General features: G+C 65.7%; 13 protein-coding genes. 2 read left to right on the top strand and 11 right to left on the bottom strand.

Going from position 1 to position 14,506, the window contains the following annotated elements; genetic code table 11:
- Nucleotides 1-62 precede the first annotated feature (62 nt).
- The 11 genes from KHN96_RS10065 to apbC all read right to left on the bottom strand — a co-directional run bounded on the left by KHN96_RS10065 (nucleotide 63) and on the right by apbC (nucleotide 11,170).
- Nucleotides 63-380 carry a hypothetical protein gene (locus KHN96_RS10065; protein ID WP_045787442.1) on the bottom strand — a complete coding sequence of 106 codons (318 nt, stop codon included), beginning with the start codon at nucleotides 378-380 and terminating at the stop codon, nucleotides 63-65.
- Nucleotides 381-405: 25 nt separating this feature from the next.
- Complete coding sequence (locus KHN96_RS10060) at nucleotides 406-1,566, bottom strand: formate dehydrogenase subunit gamma (RefSeq protein WP_062738278.1); 1,161 nt, start codon at nucleotides 1,564-1,566, stop codon at nucleotides 406-408.
- A 23-nt stretch (nucleotides 1,567-1,589) separates the two neighbouring features.
- On the bottom strand, nucleotides 1,590-1,829 hold the full coding sequence (locus tag KHN96_RS10055) for a hypothetical protein (RefSeq protein ID WP_045787916.1): 240 nt from the start codon (nucleotides 1,827-1,829) through the stop codon (nucleotides 1,590-1,592).
- A 14-nt stretch (nucleotides 1,830-1,843) separates the two neighbouring features.
- Nucleotides 1,844-2,512, bottom strand: a complete 669-nt coding sequence (gene fdh3B / locus KHN96_RS10050) for a formate dehydrogenase FDH3 subunit beta (protein WP_045787444.1) — start codon at nucleotides 2,510-2,512, stop codon at nucleotides 1,844-1,846.
- Nucleotides 2,513-2,524: 12 nt separating this feature from the next.
- Complete coding sequence (locus KHN96_RS10045) at nucleotides 2,525-5,521, bottom strand: molybdopterin-dependent oxidoreductase (protein ID WP_062738277.1); 2,997 nt, start codon at nucleotides 5,519-5,521, stop codon at nucleotides 2,525-2,527.
- Between the two features lie 58 nt (nucleotides 5,522-5,579).
- Nucleotides 5,580-5,816, bottom strand: coding sequence for a formate dehydrogenase (locus KHN96_RS10040; protein ID WP_062738276.1), 237 nt, complete (start codon nucleotides 5,814-5,816; stop codon nucleotides 5,580-5,582).
- A 235-nt stretch (nucleotides 5,817-6,051) separates the two neighbouring features.
- The gene (locus KHN96_RS10035; protein WP_045787447.1) at nucleotides 6,052-6,723 is read right to left on the bottom strand and encodes a TorD/DmsD family molecular chaperone; all 672 of its coding nucleotides are present in this window, start codon (nucleotides 6,721-6,723) and stop codon (nucleotides 6,052-6,054) included.
- Between the two features lie 19 nt (nucleotides 6,724-6,742).
- Entirely contained in the window at nucleotides 6,743-8,902 is a 2,160-nt protein-coding gene (locus KHN96_RS10030) for a 4Fe-4S binding protein (RefSeq protein ID WP_062738275.1), read from the bottom strand.
- Nucleotides 8,903-8,983: 81 nt separating this feature from the next.
- Nucleotides 8,984-9,544: a DUF3306 domain-containing protein gene (locus KHN96_RS10025; RefSeq protein ID WP_045787449.1), complete on the bottom strand. Its 561-nt coding sequence runs from the start codon at nucleotides 9,542-9,544 to the stop codon at nucleotides 8,984-8,986.
- A gap of 15 nt (nucleotides 9,545-9,559) precedes the next feature.
- A complete protein-coding gene (locus tag KHN96_RS10020) occupies nucleotides 9,560-10,075 on the bottom strand; it encodes a DUF3305 domain-containing protein (RefSeq protein WP_062738274.1) in 516 nt (171 codons plus the stop codon).
- Nucleotides 10,076-10,078: 3 nt separating this feature from the next.
- Nucleotides 10,079-11,170, bottom strand: a complete 1,092-nt coding sequence (gene apbC / locus KHN96_RS10015) for an iron-sulfur cluster carrier protein ApbC (RefSeq protein ID WP_202966846.1) — start codon at nucleotides 11,168-11,170, stop codon at nucleotides 10,079-10,081.
- Nucleotides 11,171-11,372: 202 nt separating this feature from the next.
- Between apbC and KHN96_RS10010 the strand changes: the two genes are divergently transcribed.
- Both KHN96_RS10010 and metG read left to right on the top strand, forming a co-directional pair.
- On the top strand, nucleotides 11,373-12,002 hold the full coding sequence (locus KHN96_RS10010; protein WP_045787451.1) for a YiaD family glycine zipper/OmpA-like lipoprotein: 630 nt from the start codon (nucleotides 11,373-11,375) through the stop codon (nucleotides 12,000-12,002).
- Nucleotides 12,003-12,292: 290 nt separating this feature from the next.
- Entirely contained in the window at nucleotides 12,293-14,362 is a 2,070-nt protein-coding gene (gene metG / locus KHN96_RS10005) for a methionine--tRNA ligase (RefSeq protein WP_062738384.1), read from the top strand.
- Nucleotides 14,363-14,506: the final 144 nt, after the last annotated feature.

Raw genomic sequence — 14,506 nt, 5'->3', positions numbered from 1 at the left:
GGGTTCACTTGCGAGCAGACGATTGTACTGCCGGATGATGAACCCGCAACATCGGCAGCCGATCAGCCTTTTGCAGCGGGCGCCGGCGCGGCCGGCGCAGGCGCCACGAACGGCCCCGGATCCGCACACGGCGTGCCCGGCTGCGTAAGCGCGCCCTTGCCGCTGGCCCGATACGCCGCCGCCACCTTGTCTTGCGCCTTGCAGGTCTGGAATGCAGCCACCTTGTCGGTCCACGCTGCCTTGGCCTTGGCCAGCGCGGCCTGTGCCTGTTGCTCTTCTGTCAGGGCCGGCAGTTTTGCGAAAGCCAGCCCGCTCGCGAGACTCAGCAGGCTGGCCGCGACGGCCATACGTGCGGCGCGCGTCATCGCGGATGCATGCATGGTGAAGCTCCTTGAATCGATGGCGTCAGGATTTGACGGGATGCTCCGCCGCCGGGGGAGCGGGCGGCTGCGAGCGCTGCGCGGCAATCTTGCCGGCCTTGATGTCGTCGTACCAGAGCTCGTGGTGCTCCTTGGCCCAGGCCTCGTCGACATAGCCGTCGCGCATGGCCCGGTAGGCGCCTTCCATGCCGATCGTGCCGAGGTAGATATGGCCCAGCGACATGCACATCATGCCCACCGCCGCAATGGCGTGGATGATCTCGGCGAGTTGCATGGTGCTGCGGTAATAGTCGACGCCCGGGACGATGCGATCGAGCACCCAGCCCGACGCCGAGAGAATCAACCCGAATACGACCAGGCCGCCCCAGAACCAGAGCTTCTCGCCCGCATTGAAGCGATGCGACGGGACTTCGGCCCCGTGGTCGCCGGCAAACATGCCGCCCAGGCTCAGCAGCCATTTGAGGTCGCCGCGGCGCGGGAGGTTGTCGCGGACCCACATCACGAAGGCAACGACGATGCTGACCGTAAACAACGGCCCGACCAGGTTGTGCAGGTTCTTCAGCACATACGTCAGCCAGCCGAACAGCTGGTGCCCCAGGACCGGCAGCAGGAAGTGCTTGCCCCACAGCATGACGATGCCAGACACGCCGAGCGTGACGAACGAGATCGCCATCGTCCAGTGGACGTAGCGTTCGGTGGGCGTGAAACGTTCGATCTTGCGGCCGGTGGGCGCTTCCTTCAGGCGGATCGTCCCCTTCCACAGGAAGAAGCCCAGGATGGCCAGCGGCACCAGCACCAGCAGCCAGCCGCCCCACACGGTGATGACGCCGTTGCGGAACAGACGCCATTTCTGGCCCGTGCGCTGGATCAGCACGCCGGCCTCGAGCCCGGGGATGCTGGCGTAGTGCGCCTGGTCCGAATTCACCTCGCGCCAGACGGGCGCATTGTTGCCGGGCTGCGTCGTGCGTCGCGCGGCCTGGTCCTGCGCTTCCTTGGCGAGATCACGCTTCTGCACGTCAAAGACGTTCTCCGAAACGATGTTGGAAAACGGCTGCGCCGGCTGCACGGCCGGATTGAGGGGTTGCGCGTTCGCTGCCGGCCCGCTGGCCGCTTGCTGCGCAACCGCCAGCGTGGCAGCTCCCCCCAACAGCACCGCCATCACAAGGTGTTTCCAGGACGTACCCATGGACAGACCTCCGCTTGCGCGCGTCATGGCGTCTTGTTGTACTCGTTCTGGTACTGGCCGCGCGCGCGGATCTGGTTCACCCAGCTCGTGCGGTCACCGGGCGTCCAGCCTTTGGCCACAAACGGATCGTCCTGCGCGCCCTTGTAGGCGGGAGCGTCGTCCTTGCGGTGCGATGCAAGGGCGGTTTGCGAGCGCTCGCCGCAAGCGCCGAGCAGCAGCACCGCGCCGAGCGCGATCAGCAGCCCCGTCGGTCGCGAAGGCATCTTGACGCGCGGGCTCATGATTGGGCTCCTGGCGTGGAAGCCGGTGCAGCGGGCGCAGGCTGGCCCGCCGGTGCCGCCTGACCGCCCTTACCCTGCGTGCCGCCGTAGGCCGTGCCCCATCCGAACAACTCCGCGCCCTTCCCGCGTTTCATGACACGGTTACGCAGGATGTCGGAAATGACATCGCCATCGCCGCCGAGCAGCGCCTTGGTCGAGCACATTTCCGCGCACAGCGGCAGCTTGCCTTCGGCCAGGCGGTTGCGGCCGTACTTCTCGAATTCTTCCTCGCTGCCGTTCTTCTCGGGGCCGCCGGCGCAGAACGTGCACTTGTCCATCTTGCCGCGCACGCCGAACGTGCCCTGGCTCGGGAACTGCGGCGCACCGAACGGGCACGCATACGAGCAGTAGCCGCAGCCGATGCAGACGTCCTTGTCGTGCAGCACCACGCCGTCTTCGGTGCGGTAGAAGCAGTCCACCGGGCAGACCGCCATGCACGGCGCATCGGAGCAATGCATGCACGCCACGGAGATGGATTTCTCCGCGCCGATCATGCCGTCGTTGATCGTGACCACGCGGCGCCGGTTCACGCCCCAGGGCACTTCGTGTTCGTTCTTGCAGGCCGTGGCGCAGGCGTTGCATTCGATGCAGCGCTCGCTGTCACAGATGAATTTCATGCGCGCCATGATCGCTCCCCGTTATGCGAAACGCTCGATCTGGCAGACCGTCGTTTTCGTTTCCTGCATCATCGTCACCGAGTCGTAGCCGTAGGTGGTGGCTGTGTTGACGGCCTCGCCGCGCACGATCGGGTGAGCGCCTTCCGGGTAATAGCCGAGCAGATCCTTGCCCTGCCACCAGCCCGAGAAGTGGAACGGGATGAAGGCGTGGTCCACGCCCACGCGCTCCGTCACCAGCGCGCGCACCTTGATCTGGGCGCCGGTCGGCGTCTTGACCCAGACGAAGTCGTTGTGGCGGATGCCCCGGTCGGCCGCGGCCTTCGGGTTGATCTCGACAAAGTTCTCCTGCTGCAGCTCAGCCAGCCACGGGTTCGAGCGCGTCTCTTCACCCCCGCCCTCGTATTCGACCAGGCGGCCGGACGTGAGGATGATCGGGAATTTCTCGTAGACCTTGTTCTCGATGTTGCGCTGCTGCACCGTCTTGTACAGCGTGGGCAGGCGCCAGAACACCTTCTTGTCGTCGTGCGTCGGGTACTTGGCGACCATGTCGGGCCGTGTGGAATACAGCGGCTCGCGGTGCTGCGGAATGCCGTCGGGGAAGTTCCACACGACGGCGCGCGCCTTGGCGTTGCCAAACGGATGGCAGCCGTGCTTCATCGCCACGCGCTGGATGCCGCCGGACAGATCGGTCTTCCAGTTCTTGCCTTCGGCGGCCTTCTTTTCGGCGTCGGTCAGGTCATCCCACCAGCCGAGTTTCTTGAGGAAGACGTGGTCGAATTCGGGGTAGCCCGTGGTGAGCTCGGCGCCCAGCGAGCACGAGCCGTCTTCGGCCAGGAGGTTGACGCCGTCGCGCTCCACGCCGAAGTTGGCGCGGAAGTTGCCGCCGCCGTCCATCACGTGCCTGCTGGTGTCGTACAGGTTGGGCGAGCCCGGATGCTTCAGTTCCGGCGTGCCGTAGCACGGCCACGGCAGGCCGAAGTAATCCCCGGTGAGGTCGTAGCCGGTTTGCGGATCCTTGCCGCCCTTGCAGCGCAGGGTGCGCACGTCAAACAGGTGCATGTTGCGCATGTGCGCCTTCAGGCGTTCCGGCGACTGACCGGTGTAGCCGATCGTCCAGTTGCCGCGATTGATCTCGCGCAGGATCGATTCGATCTCGGGCTCGCGCCATGTCATGCCGGCGCGCTTGTATTCGCTGATCTTGTAGTTCTTCGACAGCTCCTTGCCGAAACCCAGGCGGTCGGCAAACGCCTGCATGATGACGTGGTCGGGCTGCGACTCAAACAGCGGCTCGATGACCTTCTCGCGCCACTGCAGCGAGCGGTTCGACGCCGTGCATGAACCCGACGTTTCGAACTGCGTGGCAGCCGGCAACAGATAGACCGCGCGGTTCGGGTTCGGTGGCGTGCCTTCGGCCGAGGGCATGTTGGCCATCGCCGCCGTGGCCGACGGATACGGATCCACCACCACCAGCAAGTCCAGCTTGTCGAGCGCGCGTTTCATGTCCATGCCACGCGTCTGCGAGTTGGGTGCATGGCCCCAATAGAAGACGGCGCGGACGTTGTTGTCCTGGTCGATCAGGTCGTTCTTCTCGAGCACTGCGTCGGCCCAGCGCGAGACCGTCGTGCCGGACTTTTCCATCATGGCCTGCGAGGCGAAGCGGCCCTTGATCCAGTCGTAATCGACGCCCCACACGGCCGCGAAGTGCTTCCACGCCCCGGCGGCCAGACCGTAGTAGCCCGGCAGCGAATCGGGGTTCGGGCCGACGTCGGTCGCGCCCTGCACGTTGTCGTGCCCGCGGAAGATGTTGGCCCCGCCGCCCGACTTGCCGATGTTGCCCAGCGCCAGCTGCACGATGCACGACGCACGCACGATGGCGTTGCCGATGGTGTGCTGCGTCTGGCCCATGCACCACACGAGTGTGCTCGGGCGGTTCATCGCCATCATCTCGGCGACCTTGTGCACCTGCGCCTCCGGCACGCCGCACACTTCCTCGACCTTGTCCGGCGTCCATTTGGCGAGCACTTCCTCGCGCACCTTGTCCATGCCATAGACGCGGTCGTGGATGTACTGCTTGTCTTCCCAGCCGTTTTTGAAGATGTGGTACAGCACCCCGAACAGGAACGCGATGTCGGTGCCCGAACGGATGCGGACGTATTCATCGGACTTGGCCGCCGTGCGCGTGTAGCGCGGGTCGACCACGATGACCTTGCAGCCGTTCTCCTTGGCATGCAGCAGATGCAGCATCGACACCGGGTGCGCCTCGGCCGCGTTCGAGCCGATGTACAGCGCGCACTTGGCGTTCTGCATGTCGTTGTACGAATTGGTCATCGCGCCATAGCCCCACGTGTTGGCGACGCCCGCCACCGTGGTGCTGTGACAGATGCGCGCCTGGTGGTCGCAGTTGTTGGTGCCGAAGAACGACACCCACTTGCGCAGCAGGTACGCCTGCTCGTTGCTGTGCTTGGATGAGCCAACAAAGAAGAACGAATCCGGGCCGGTTTCCTCGCGGATGGTCTTCATCTTGGCGACGATCTCGTTGAGCGCCTGCTCCCAGCTGATGCGCTGGTAGCGGCCGTCAACGAGCTTCATCGGCGTCTTGAGGCGGTATTCGCCGTGGCCGTGTTCGCGCAGCGCGGCACCCTTGGCGCAGTGCGCGCCCATGTTGATCGGCGAATCGAACACCGGCTCCTGGCGCACCCACACACCGTTTTGCACGACGGCATCGACGGCGCACCCGACCGAGCAGTGCGAGCACACGGTACGGCGCACCACGATGTCCCCCTTGCCCTCGGCCGCCTGCGCCTCGCCCACCACCGACTTCTTCACGAGCGAAAGCTGCGTGGCGGCCAGCCCCGCGCCCACGCCAATGCCGGAGCGCTTGAGGAACGTGCGGCGGTCCATGGTCGGCAGCGCGCCGGCCAGGCTGCGGGCCAGGCTGCCCGTGAGCGAGGTTGTGCCCGAGCGGCGTGCCGGGGCGGCTTTGGTGTCCTGTACCGCCGGTTTGCGGGTCAGAAGCATGGGGTCACCTGAAGATGTGGGGTCTGCGAAATGGAAACGGGCGCGCGAACGCGGCGCGTCAGATCCAGGTCGTCTTGTAGTACTTGCGGATGTGTTCGGTCAGACGGTAGCCCGTGGTGCCATCGTCGGCGGGCTGGGCCGGCTGCGCGGAGCCGGCGCTGGCCTGCTGGGCCAGGTGACCTGCCGTGGCGGCCGTGCCGGCGGCCGCCACGGCGGCGCCCATCAGGAAGCGGCGGCGCGTAGGTGCGGAATCAAGGGAATCCGCTTGAGCATGGGCGTGAGGGACGGTTGGCATGTCGAAGCTCCCCGGCTTTGCCGGACCGATGACCGAATGTAATAGGAAATATCCGACACATTCTAGAAGTAACGGCACCAGAAAACCATGCTCAGTACCGCTCAACTCGGGATTTTCCTGACGATTTGCCGATGAATTTTTTCAATCGGCAAGCGTTGTCCCACCCCGCCGGGATGCTCACAGGGCGCAAGTCTTCGTGTTGTGCTTATTTTCTAGGCAACGATGCGGACCACGGTCACGCGAGTTCGAGCGCGAGCCGTTCCACATCAAAAAACGCTTTCGCCAAACCTGCGACATCGGCATAAAACCCCGCACGCGGATGCTGCAACACAGCATCGCACGCGGTGTCCACCCACGGTGCTAGATGACGCTGGAAGAAGGCGCGCTGCTCTTCAATGCGGCCGAGCTTCGCATCGTCCCCCGCGATCAGGTAACGCATGACCTCGCACAGCGTGGCAATGTGGTCTTCGGTCTCGGTGATGCCCTCGGCGCGCTCCAGGCCATAGCGGCGCAGGTCGTCGCGCAGCACCACGAGCGGCTTTTCGTTGAGAAAGCCGGCCTGGTAGTACGAGCCGTACAGAAAGACTTCGGGCTTGCCGACGCCGATGAAGAGGTCGGTGTACTCGTCGTCCGCCTGCGCGGCGCCAGTCTTGCCGGCACGCGTGACAAGGCGGCGCCAGGCCTGGCTCAGGGCGCTGCCGGCGGCGGCTTCGGCATCGGCCGGATCGGCGCTGCCGTCGTCCACCGGGTCCAGCGGCGCGGCGGCGATGCGCTGCAGCAAATCGGCATCGGGCGCGCGAAAGAACAGCGTCGCGAGCAAGCCGTACAGGTCGGCACGGGCCAGGTCCTCGGCGCTGTCGGGGGGCGTGGCGGCGAGCTGGAATTGCAGGGGCTGGGCGTCGGTCATGGAATCGGGAACGGAGTCTTCAATGCGTGGCGCCCGGGCGTTCGCCGCGCTCCATCATGTCGATCACGCGGCAGTCGCCGCACATCTTGAGGCGTTCGGCAGCCGCGCCCGAAAAGGCGGGATGCGCGCCGAGCTTGGCCAGCATGGTCGCCACCATCTGCGCGGTGCCGAACGGCTTGCTGCAGCGGATGCAGTGGAACGGCTGCGTCTCGTTCAGCGTGACGGCTTGGCGGGCCTGCGCGGTCAGGTTCAGGCGCGGCACCAGGGCGATGGCTTCTTCGGGGCAGGTGGTCTCGCACAGGCCGCACTGAACGCAGTTGCGCTCGATCATGGCGAGCACCGGGCGCTCGGCGGTATCGCGCAACGCCTGCGATGGGCATGCGCCCACGCACGCCATGCACAGCGTGCAGCTTTCCCGGTCGACGGTGACGGCGCCAAACGGCGCTCCGGCGGGCAGCGGGATGATTGCCTCGGTAGCCTTGGCGTGACGTGCGAGGTGGTCCAGCGCGAAGTCGAGCGTCTCCCGCTTGGCGGCGGCCACGGCGAAGGTGGCGGCCGGCATGTCGCGGCGGAAACCTCGCAGCGGGCCCGACACGTCGGCGGCGTTCAGGCGCGCGTCGAGCGCGGCGGCATCGGTCACGTCGATCAGCACGACGGGCGACCCATCGGCCGGCTCGCCCAGCCCCTGCAGCACGGCTTGCGCCACGGCCACCTGTTCGGCCAGCATCGCCCGGTACTGCGGCGCGTCGTCCTCGGTGAGCAGGATGACGACGCGTGCGGCGCCGTAGGCCAGGGCCGTGAACCACAGCTCGAGCCCGGTCGACGCCGCATGGAAGACTTCGACCGGCAGCACGTTCACCGGCAGGCCCTGCGCCTTGCCGATGCGCGCGGCGCGCCCGACGTGTTGGACGAGGGCGCGGCCGCGCTCGCCGTTGTGGAGCAGAACCACGGCATCACGCCCACCTGCCGATGCATACGCATTCAGCAGCGTCTTGAGCTTGCGCCCCTGATACGGCGCGCTCGGGTAGGCATAGGTCATCGCGCCGGTCGGGCACGCCGTCGTACAGGCGCCGCAGCCCACGCACAGGTTGGGCGTGACCTGCACGCTGCCACGCCCGTCCTTCCACTTCGACGAGATGGCCGACGCTGAACACACCTGCACACACGCATCGCAGCCCACCTGCCCGTTGCGTCCGTGCGCGCAGATGGATTCCTTGTACTGGAAGAACTTCGGTTTCTCGAATTCACCCACCATCTGCAGCAGCGCCAACGAGGCGCTCAACTGCTTCCCGGCGTCCGCACCGGCATGGAAATAGCCTTGCGGCGGCTGGTGCTGCGTGAAGGCGGGTGCGTCGTTCAGATCGAAGACAAGGTCGAACTGGCCGGATAGCGTTTGCGGCGCCTGCGCACGGCCAAAGTCGATGGCCATTGCGTCACCGCACGCATTCACGCAGGCGCGGTGATCGCGGCAGCGGTCCAGGTCGATCTGGTAGAGCGCGTCGATGGCGTCTTCGGGGCAGGCATCGATGCAGGCGTTGCAGCGCGTGCAGCGGTCGAGGTCGATCGGATTGCGGCTGCGCCATTGCACATCGAACGCGCCCAGCCAGCCCTTGACCGCCACTAGTTCGCCAGCGTGGACGGGCCAGCGGCGTTCCATCGGCACCGACAGCGGCCCGAGGGTGCGATCTCGGCCTGTGGCCAGCACCGTCAGGCTCAGCTGATCGGCCAGGCGTTCGGCCCACGGCATCACGCGCTCGGCCGGACCGACAATCAGCAGGTTGCCATCGGAGCGGTAATCCACCACCGGCACCGGGTCCGGGGCGGGCAGACCCGCCACGGCCAGCAGTGCGGCCGTCTTTGCGTGAAAGCCGCGCCGGTCCCGCCTGGCGCCCGCCGACCAGCCGCCCGTCTCCCGCACATTGACGAAGCGGATCGGCGCGACCACGCCTTCCTGCTGCGCGGCCACTTCAGCAAACAGCGCCTGCTCTTGCGTGCACGCGACGATCACGTCCTCCGCGCCGCCGAGCGCCTGCGTGAAAGCGCCGATTTCGCGGCGGCACAGCAGGTGGTGTGTCTGGCCAGGCGCATCGATGGGCGTGTCGGCGGCGCGCAGGGCGTCGCTCACCGCCCCGGCATCGAGCGGCATGGTGTGATTGCAACTGCAGACCAGCGTAGGCATGGATGTGTGCGTGAACGCCCGCGTCTGTCGCGCGGGCTGTGGGGACATGGCCGGGCGGTGGCTGCCGCGCGGACCGCTTTCTTATTCTACGGACGGCGGCCTGGCCTCGCCATGCGGGGTTGCCTGGGCGGAGCCGTCCTGCGCCGGCGGCGCGGGCGATTGTGCGCGCGTTTCCTCCGTCACGGCTGGCGTTGCCTGGGATACCGGTTCCGCGGCCACCGGCGGCGGAACCTCCTCGTCCAGCGGATCGAACAGCCGCAGCTCTACGGTGTGGCGCAGTTCACGCAGCATGTCGGGCGGAATCGGGTCGGGCTGGGAGTAGTCGTCGATATACGTATCGAGCCCGTCCATCACGTTGAAATGCGGATCGGCGAAGAGCTTCTTCAGGGCGGCACGCTTGACGACCTCGTCGACGCCGCGCGCGACGAATGGGGCAAAGTCGTCGGCGGGCGTGAGCTTGGCCGCGTCTTCCAGCGTGAGCGGCGGCGGTGCGTCGGGTGCCGGTTCAGCAGGCGCAGGCGCCGACTCTGGCTGCGGTGGACGCACGACCTCGGCACGCGGTGGTGCCTCTGGTTCGGGCGTGCCACGGCGCTGCGCGGCCTTGCGACGCGACCAGCGTGAAAGGAAGGATTCGTCGCTCACGGCAATGTCGCTCGATCAATACTTGGCGCGATCTTCCGGCCGCAGGAACGATTCCGGCCGGCGCCGTTTTTTCGGCTCGGGCCGGTAGTTCTCGGCCACGTAAGCCTCCAGCCACGCGAGCGCAGCGGCATCGAGCGGCGCGTTCTCGACCGTCTCGCCGCCGTCGAGCCAGCGGCCCGCCTCGTTGTAGCTGAGGCAGACGGTATGCGGAACCGCACGTCCTTCATCGGCCGTCCCGGCTTCGCCAAGGCGCCACAGCACAAACCAGCATGGAGCGGCCGACGTCACGTTCAGGTAGTAGCCCTCGGCCTCGTCGCGGAACAGCGTGACGGTAAAGCCAGGGGTCAGCCAGCGCTCTTCGGTCTCGGTGCGATCAAGGCAGCGCGGCTCGGTGCCGTATTCGCCAAGATCCGGCACCACGGCCTCGAGCCGCCACTGGAACGGCTGCCAGCGGTTGGCCGTAGGACGGCGGCACAGCACCACCGCGACCCGCACGGAGGGGCGCTCGGTCGAGGGCTCGCGCGGTTCCATGGCTTATGTGTTCTGCACGACGATCGACGGGAACTTGCTCGTCATGTCTTTCGCCTTCTCGGCCACGGCAATGGCGACGCGACGCGCGATCTGCTTGTACACGCCGGCGATCGCGCCGTCCGGGTCGGCCACCACGGTGGGCCGGCCCGAATCGGCCTGCTCGCGGATGGAGAGATTCAACGGCAGGCTGCCCAGGAACGGCACGCCGTACTGCGCGCACATCTTCTCGCCGCCGCCGGCACCGAAAATGTGTTCGGTGTGGCCGCAGTTCGGGCAGCAGTAGACCGCCATGTTCTCGACCACGCCAATGATGGGAATCCCCACCTTCTCGAACATCTTCAGGCCCTTCTTGGCGTCGAGCAGCGCGATGTCCTGCGGCGTGGTGACGATCACCGCGCCCGTCACGGGCACCTTCTGCGACAGCGTGAGCTGGATGTCGCCCGTGCCCGGCGGCATGTCGACGATGAGGTAATCGAGGTCGCGCCAGTTCGTCTGCTTGAGCAGTTGCTCCAGCGCCGAGGTCACCATCGGGCCGCGCCACACCATCGGGTTGTCCTGCTCGATCAGGAAACCGATCGAATTGGCCTGCAGGCCGTGGCCCTCCATCGGCTCCATCGTCTTGCCGTCGGCCGACTCCGGCTGGCCGTGGATGCCGAGCATCATCGGCTGGCTCGGGCCATAGATGTCGGCATCGAGAATGCCGACGCTGGCGCCTTCAGCGGCCAGTGCGAGCGCCAGGTTCACGGCGGTGGTCGACTTGCCCACGCCACCCTTGCCCGACGCCACGGCGATGATGTTCTTCACGTTCGGCAGCAGGTTCACACCGCGCTGCACCGCGTGCGCGACGATCTTCATCGAGACCTGCACGCTCACATTCTCGACACCTTGCACCTGGCGCAGCGCGCCGATCACCAGCTTGCGGATCGCATCGAACTGGCTCTTGGCCGGGTAGCCGAGTTCGACGTCGAGCGACACCTCGCCGCCATCGACCCGGATGTTGCGCACCGATTTCGACGACACCAGGTCGCGCTGGGTATTGGGATCGACCACGCCGCGCAAGGCTTCGGTGATCAGTTCGATGGTTACGCTCAACATTTGCTCCACGAATCTAATGCGAATGGGGGACGGTCCAACAGGGGCGTCACATGAACTTTGCAATGCACTCGCCACTCTACGTGCTGGTTTGCTATTGTATTTTGCCGGCGCAACATTCGTCCGATTCCCCCCAAAACCCTTCGGCACGCCGGCTATCGGCAGACTCAACAAGAACCGATCCCGTTACCTCGTAGGAGAAATCATGAAAGCCAAGCTTATTTCCGTTTCGCTCGTCGCCTTGCTGGCAGCGGGCTGCGCCACCGAGCAGCAGAACCAGACCGCCGTGGGCACGGGGGTCGGCGCGGCCGTGGGTGCCGGCATCGGTGCGCTGGTCGGCAATGGCCGTGGCGCGGCCATCGGCGGTGCGCTGGGCGCGGCAACCGGTGCAGCCGTGGGCTACAACTGGGGTGCGATCAAATCGAAGCTGGCCGGTGACACCGCTGGCACGGGCACGCAAATTTCCGAACAGCCCGACGGGTCGCTCAAGCTGAACATCCCGAGCCAGGTGTCGTTCGATACCGACAGCGCGGTGATCAAGCCCTCGTTCCGCGGCGCGCTGGATAGCGTGGCACAGACGCTCACGCAGCATCCGGAACTGGCTGCCACCGTGGTCGGCCACACCGACAGCACGGGCAACCCGAACTACAACATGACGCTGTCGCAAAAGCGCGCCCAGAGCGTGGCCAGCTACCTGACTGACCGCGGTGTCGCCCGCAACCGCCTGAACGCGGAAGGCCGCGGCCAGACGCAGCCCGTTGCAGACAACGCCACCGAGGCCGGCCGCGCACAAAACCGCCGCGTCGAAATTTATTTGAAACCAATCCAAGGGTGACCAGTCATAGAGAACGGGTGCCGCTTGCCACACGTTGCTGGCTCGCGATGCGTGGCTGACCTCCCGGGCGGCACCTGATTTCTCCTCCTTTTCCGTTGTGGAAAGCTGCGCCGGCTCAGACCGGCGCTTTTTTTTGGCTTGCGCAGAATGCGGCGTCCTGCCGCAGGTCCGGCGTGCAGATCGGCGGTATTCACCCGTGGCGGGCTCGCGCGGCCCGGGCGCGCTAAAATATGCGTTTCTCCGCGCGCCGCGCTCAGTTTGCGGCCCGCCTGCACTCTTCTGGCCTGCCCATGTCCGAACGTCGCATCCTCGTCACTTCCGCCCTGCCCTATGCCAACGGGCCGATCCACATCGGCCACCTCGTCGAGTACATTCAGACCGACATCTGGGTGCGCTTCCAGCGCATGCGCGGCCATGAGACCTACTACGTGGGCGCGGACGACACGCACGGCACGCCCGTCATGCTGCGCGCCGAGAAGGAAGGCCTGACCCCGCGCCAGCTGATCGAGCGCGTATGGGCGGAGCACAAGCGCGATTTCGACAACTTCCTGATCTCGTTCGACAACTACTACAGCACCGACTCGGACGAGAACAAGGCGTTGTCCGAACGCATCTACCTGCAGCTCAAGGAAAACGGCCTGATCGACGTGCGCGAGGTCGAGCAGTTCTACGACCCCGTCAAGGAGATGTTCCTGCCGGATCGCTTCATCAAGGGCGAGTGCCCCAAGTGCGGCGCGAAGGACCAATACGGTGATTCGTGTGAAGTCTGCGGCGCGACGTACCAGCCGACCGACCTGAAGAACCCGTATTCCGTGGTATCGGGCGCGACGCCGGTGCGCAAGTCGTCGGAACATTACTTCTTCAAGCTCTCCGACCCGCGCTGCGAGACGTTCCTGCGCGAATGGGTGGCCGACCTGGCCCAGCCGGAAGCGACCAACAAGATGCGCGAGTGGCTCGGCGACGATGGCGAAGCCAAGCTGTCGGACTGGGACATCTCGCGCGATGCCCCGTACTTCGGCTTCGAGATTCCCGGCGCGCCGGGCAAGTATTTCTACGTGTGGCTGGACGCACCGGTCGGCTACTACGCCAGTTTCAAGAACCTGTGCGGCAAGCTCGGCCTCGATTTCGAATCGTGGATCAACGAGCACTCCACCACCGAGCAATACCACTTCATCGGCAAGGACATCCTGTACTTCCACACGCTGTTCTGGCCGGCCATGCTCAAGTTCTCGGGCCACCGCACGCCGACCAACGTGTTCGCGCACGGCTTCCTGACCGTGGACGGTGCCAAGATGAGCAAGTCGCGCGGCACGTTCATCACCGCGCAGAGCTACATCGACACCGGCCTGAATCCGGAATGGCTGCGCTACTACTTTGCCGCCAAGCTGAACGCGACGATGGAAGACCTGGACCTGAACCTGGACGATTTCATCGCCCGGGTGAACAGCGACCTGGTCGGCAAGTTCGTCAACATCGCCAGCCGCTCGGCGGGCTTCCTCGTCAAGCGCTTCGAGGGCCGCGTGAGCGATGCCGCGCTGGGCCATCCGCTCATGGTGCAACTGCGCGAAGCCGCCCCGCAGATTGCCGATCTGTACGAAAAGCGCGAGTACAGCAAGGCGCTGCGTGCCGTGATGGAACTGGCCGACGCCGTCAACGCCTTCGTCGACACCGAAAAACCGTGGGATCTGGCCAAGGACGAAGCGAACCGCGAGAAGCTGCACGCCACGTGCTCCGTTGCGCTGGAAGCGTTCCGCCTGCTCGCGATCTACCTCAAGCCGGTCCTGCCGGCCACGGTCGCACGCATCGAAGCGTTCCTGAACATCGAGCCGCTGACCTGGCACGCGATTGACTCGCAGCTGTCGTCGGCCAAGCCGATCCAGCCGTATTCGCACCTGATGACGCGCGTGGACAAAAAGCAGGTGGATGCGCTGGTGGAGGCAAATCGTCAGTCCCTGCAGGCGACCCCCGATGCCCCGGCTGCTGCCACCAACGGTGCTGCCGCCATCGAGCCGATCGCCGAGACCATCACCATCGACGACTTCGCCAAGATCGACCTGCGTGTCGCCAAGATCGTCGCCTGCCAGCGCGTGGAAGGATCGAACAAGCTGCTGCAGCTGACGCTGGATGTGGGCGAAGGCCAGACGCGGAATGTGTTTTCGGGCATCCAGTCGGCGTATGCGCCGGAAGATCTCGTGGGCAAGCTGACCGTGATGGTCGCCAACCTGGCACCGCGCAAGATGAAGTTCGGGATGTCGGAAGGGATGGTGTTGGCGGCTTCGGCTGCTGATGAGAAGGCTCAGCCTGGGCTTTATATTCTTGAGCCGCATTCTGGGGCGGTGCCGGGGATGCGGGTGCGGTAATGGGTGTTTCGGGATGGGCCTTGGTGGTCCACTCCCCTTTCGTTCCCTGCCGGGACCGACTCACTTTTCTTTGTCTTGCCAAAGAAAAGTAAGCAAAAGAAAGGCGCGCCCGAGATGGCGACTTCCCCTTGGATTTGTGTCGCG

Origin of the sequence: Ralstonia mannitolilytica (genome assembly GCF_905397375.1) — a bacterium.
Classification (GTDB): domain Bacteria; phylum Pseudomonadota; class Gammaproteobacteria; order Burkholderiales; family Burkholderiaceae; genus Ralstonia; species Ralstonia mannitolilytica.
The sequence above is the reverse complement of the archived record's forward strand: the minus strand, read 5'-3'. Positions and strand labels throughout refer to the sequence as shown.

What these genes read in the sequence shown, in the direction of transcription:
- KHN96_RS10065 (WP_045787442.1), bottom strand. Translation starts at nt 380, where the DNA reads ATGCATGCATCCGCGATGACGCGCGCCGCACGTATGGCCGTCGCGGCC.
- KHN96_RS10060 (WP_062738278.1), bottom strand. Translation starts at nt 1,566, where the DNA reads ATGGGTACGTCCTGGAAACACCTTGTGATGGCGGTGCTGTTGGGGGGA.
- KHN96_RS10055 (WP_045787916.1), bottom strand. Translation starts at nt 1,829, where the DNA reads ATGCCTTCGCGACCGACGGGGCTGCTGATCGCGCTCGGCGCGGTGCTG.
- fdh3B (WP_045787444.1), bottom strand. Translation starts at nt 2,512, where the DNA reads ATGGCGCGCATGAAATTCATCTGTGACAGCGAGCGCTGCATCGAATGC.
- KHN96_RS10045 (WP_062738277.1), bottom strand. Translation starts at nt 5,521, where the DNA reads ATGCTTCTGACCCGCAAACCGGCGGTACAGGACACCAAAGCCGCCCCG.
- KHN96_RS10040 (WP_062738276.1), bottom strand. Translation starts at nt 5,816, where the DNA reads ATGCCAACCGTCCCTCACGCCCATGCTCAAGCGGATTCCCTTGATTCC.
- KHN96_RS10035 (WP_045787447.1), bottom strand. Translation starts at nt 6,723, where the DNA reads ATGACCGACGCCCAGCCCCTGCAATTCCAGCTCGCCGCCACGCCCCCC.
- KHN96_RS10030 (WP_062738275.1), bottom strand. Translation starts at nt 8,902, where the DNA reads ATGCCTACGCTGGTCTGCAGTTGCAATCACACCATGCCGCTCGATGCC.
- KHN96_RS10020 (WP_062738274.1), bottom strand. Translation starts at nt 10,075, where the DNA reads ATGGAACCGCGCGAGCCCTCGACCGAGCGCCCCTCCGTGCGGGTCGCG.
- apbC (WP_202966846.1), bottom strand. Translation starts at nt 11,170, where the DNA reads ATGTTGAGCGTAACCATCGAACTGATCACCGAAGCCTTGCGCGGCGTG.
- KHN96_RS10010 (WP_045787451.1), top strand. Translation starts at nt 11,373, where the DNA reads ATGAAAGCCAAGCTTATTTCCGTTTCGCTCGTCGCCTTGCTGGCAGCG.
- metG (WP_062738384.1), top strand. Translation starts at nt 12,293, where the DNA reads ATGTCCGAACGTCGCATCCTCGTCACTTCCGCCCTGCCCTATGCCAAC.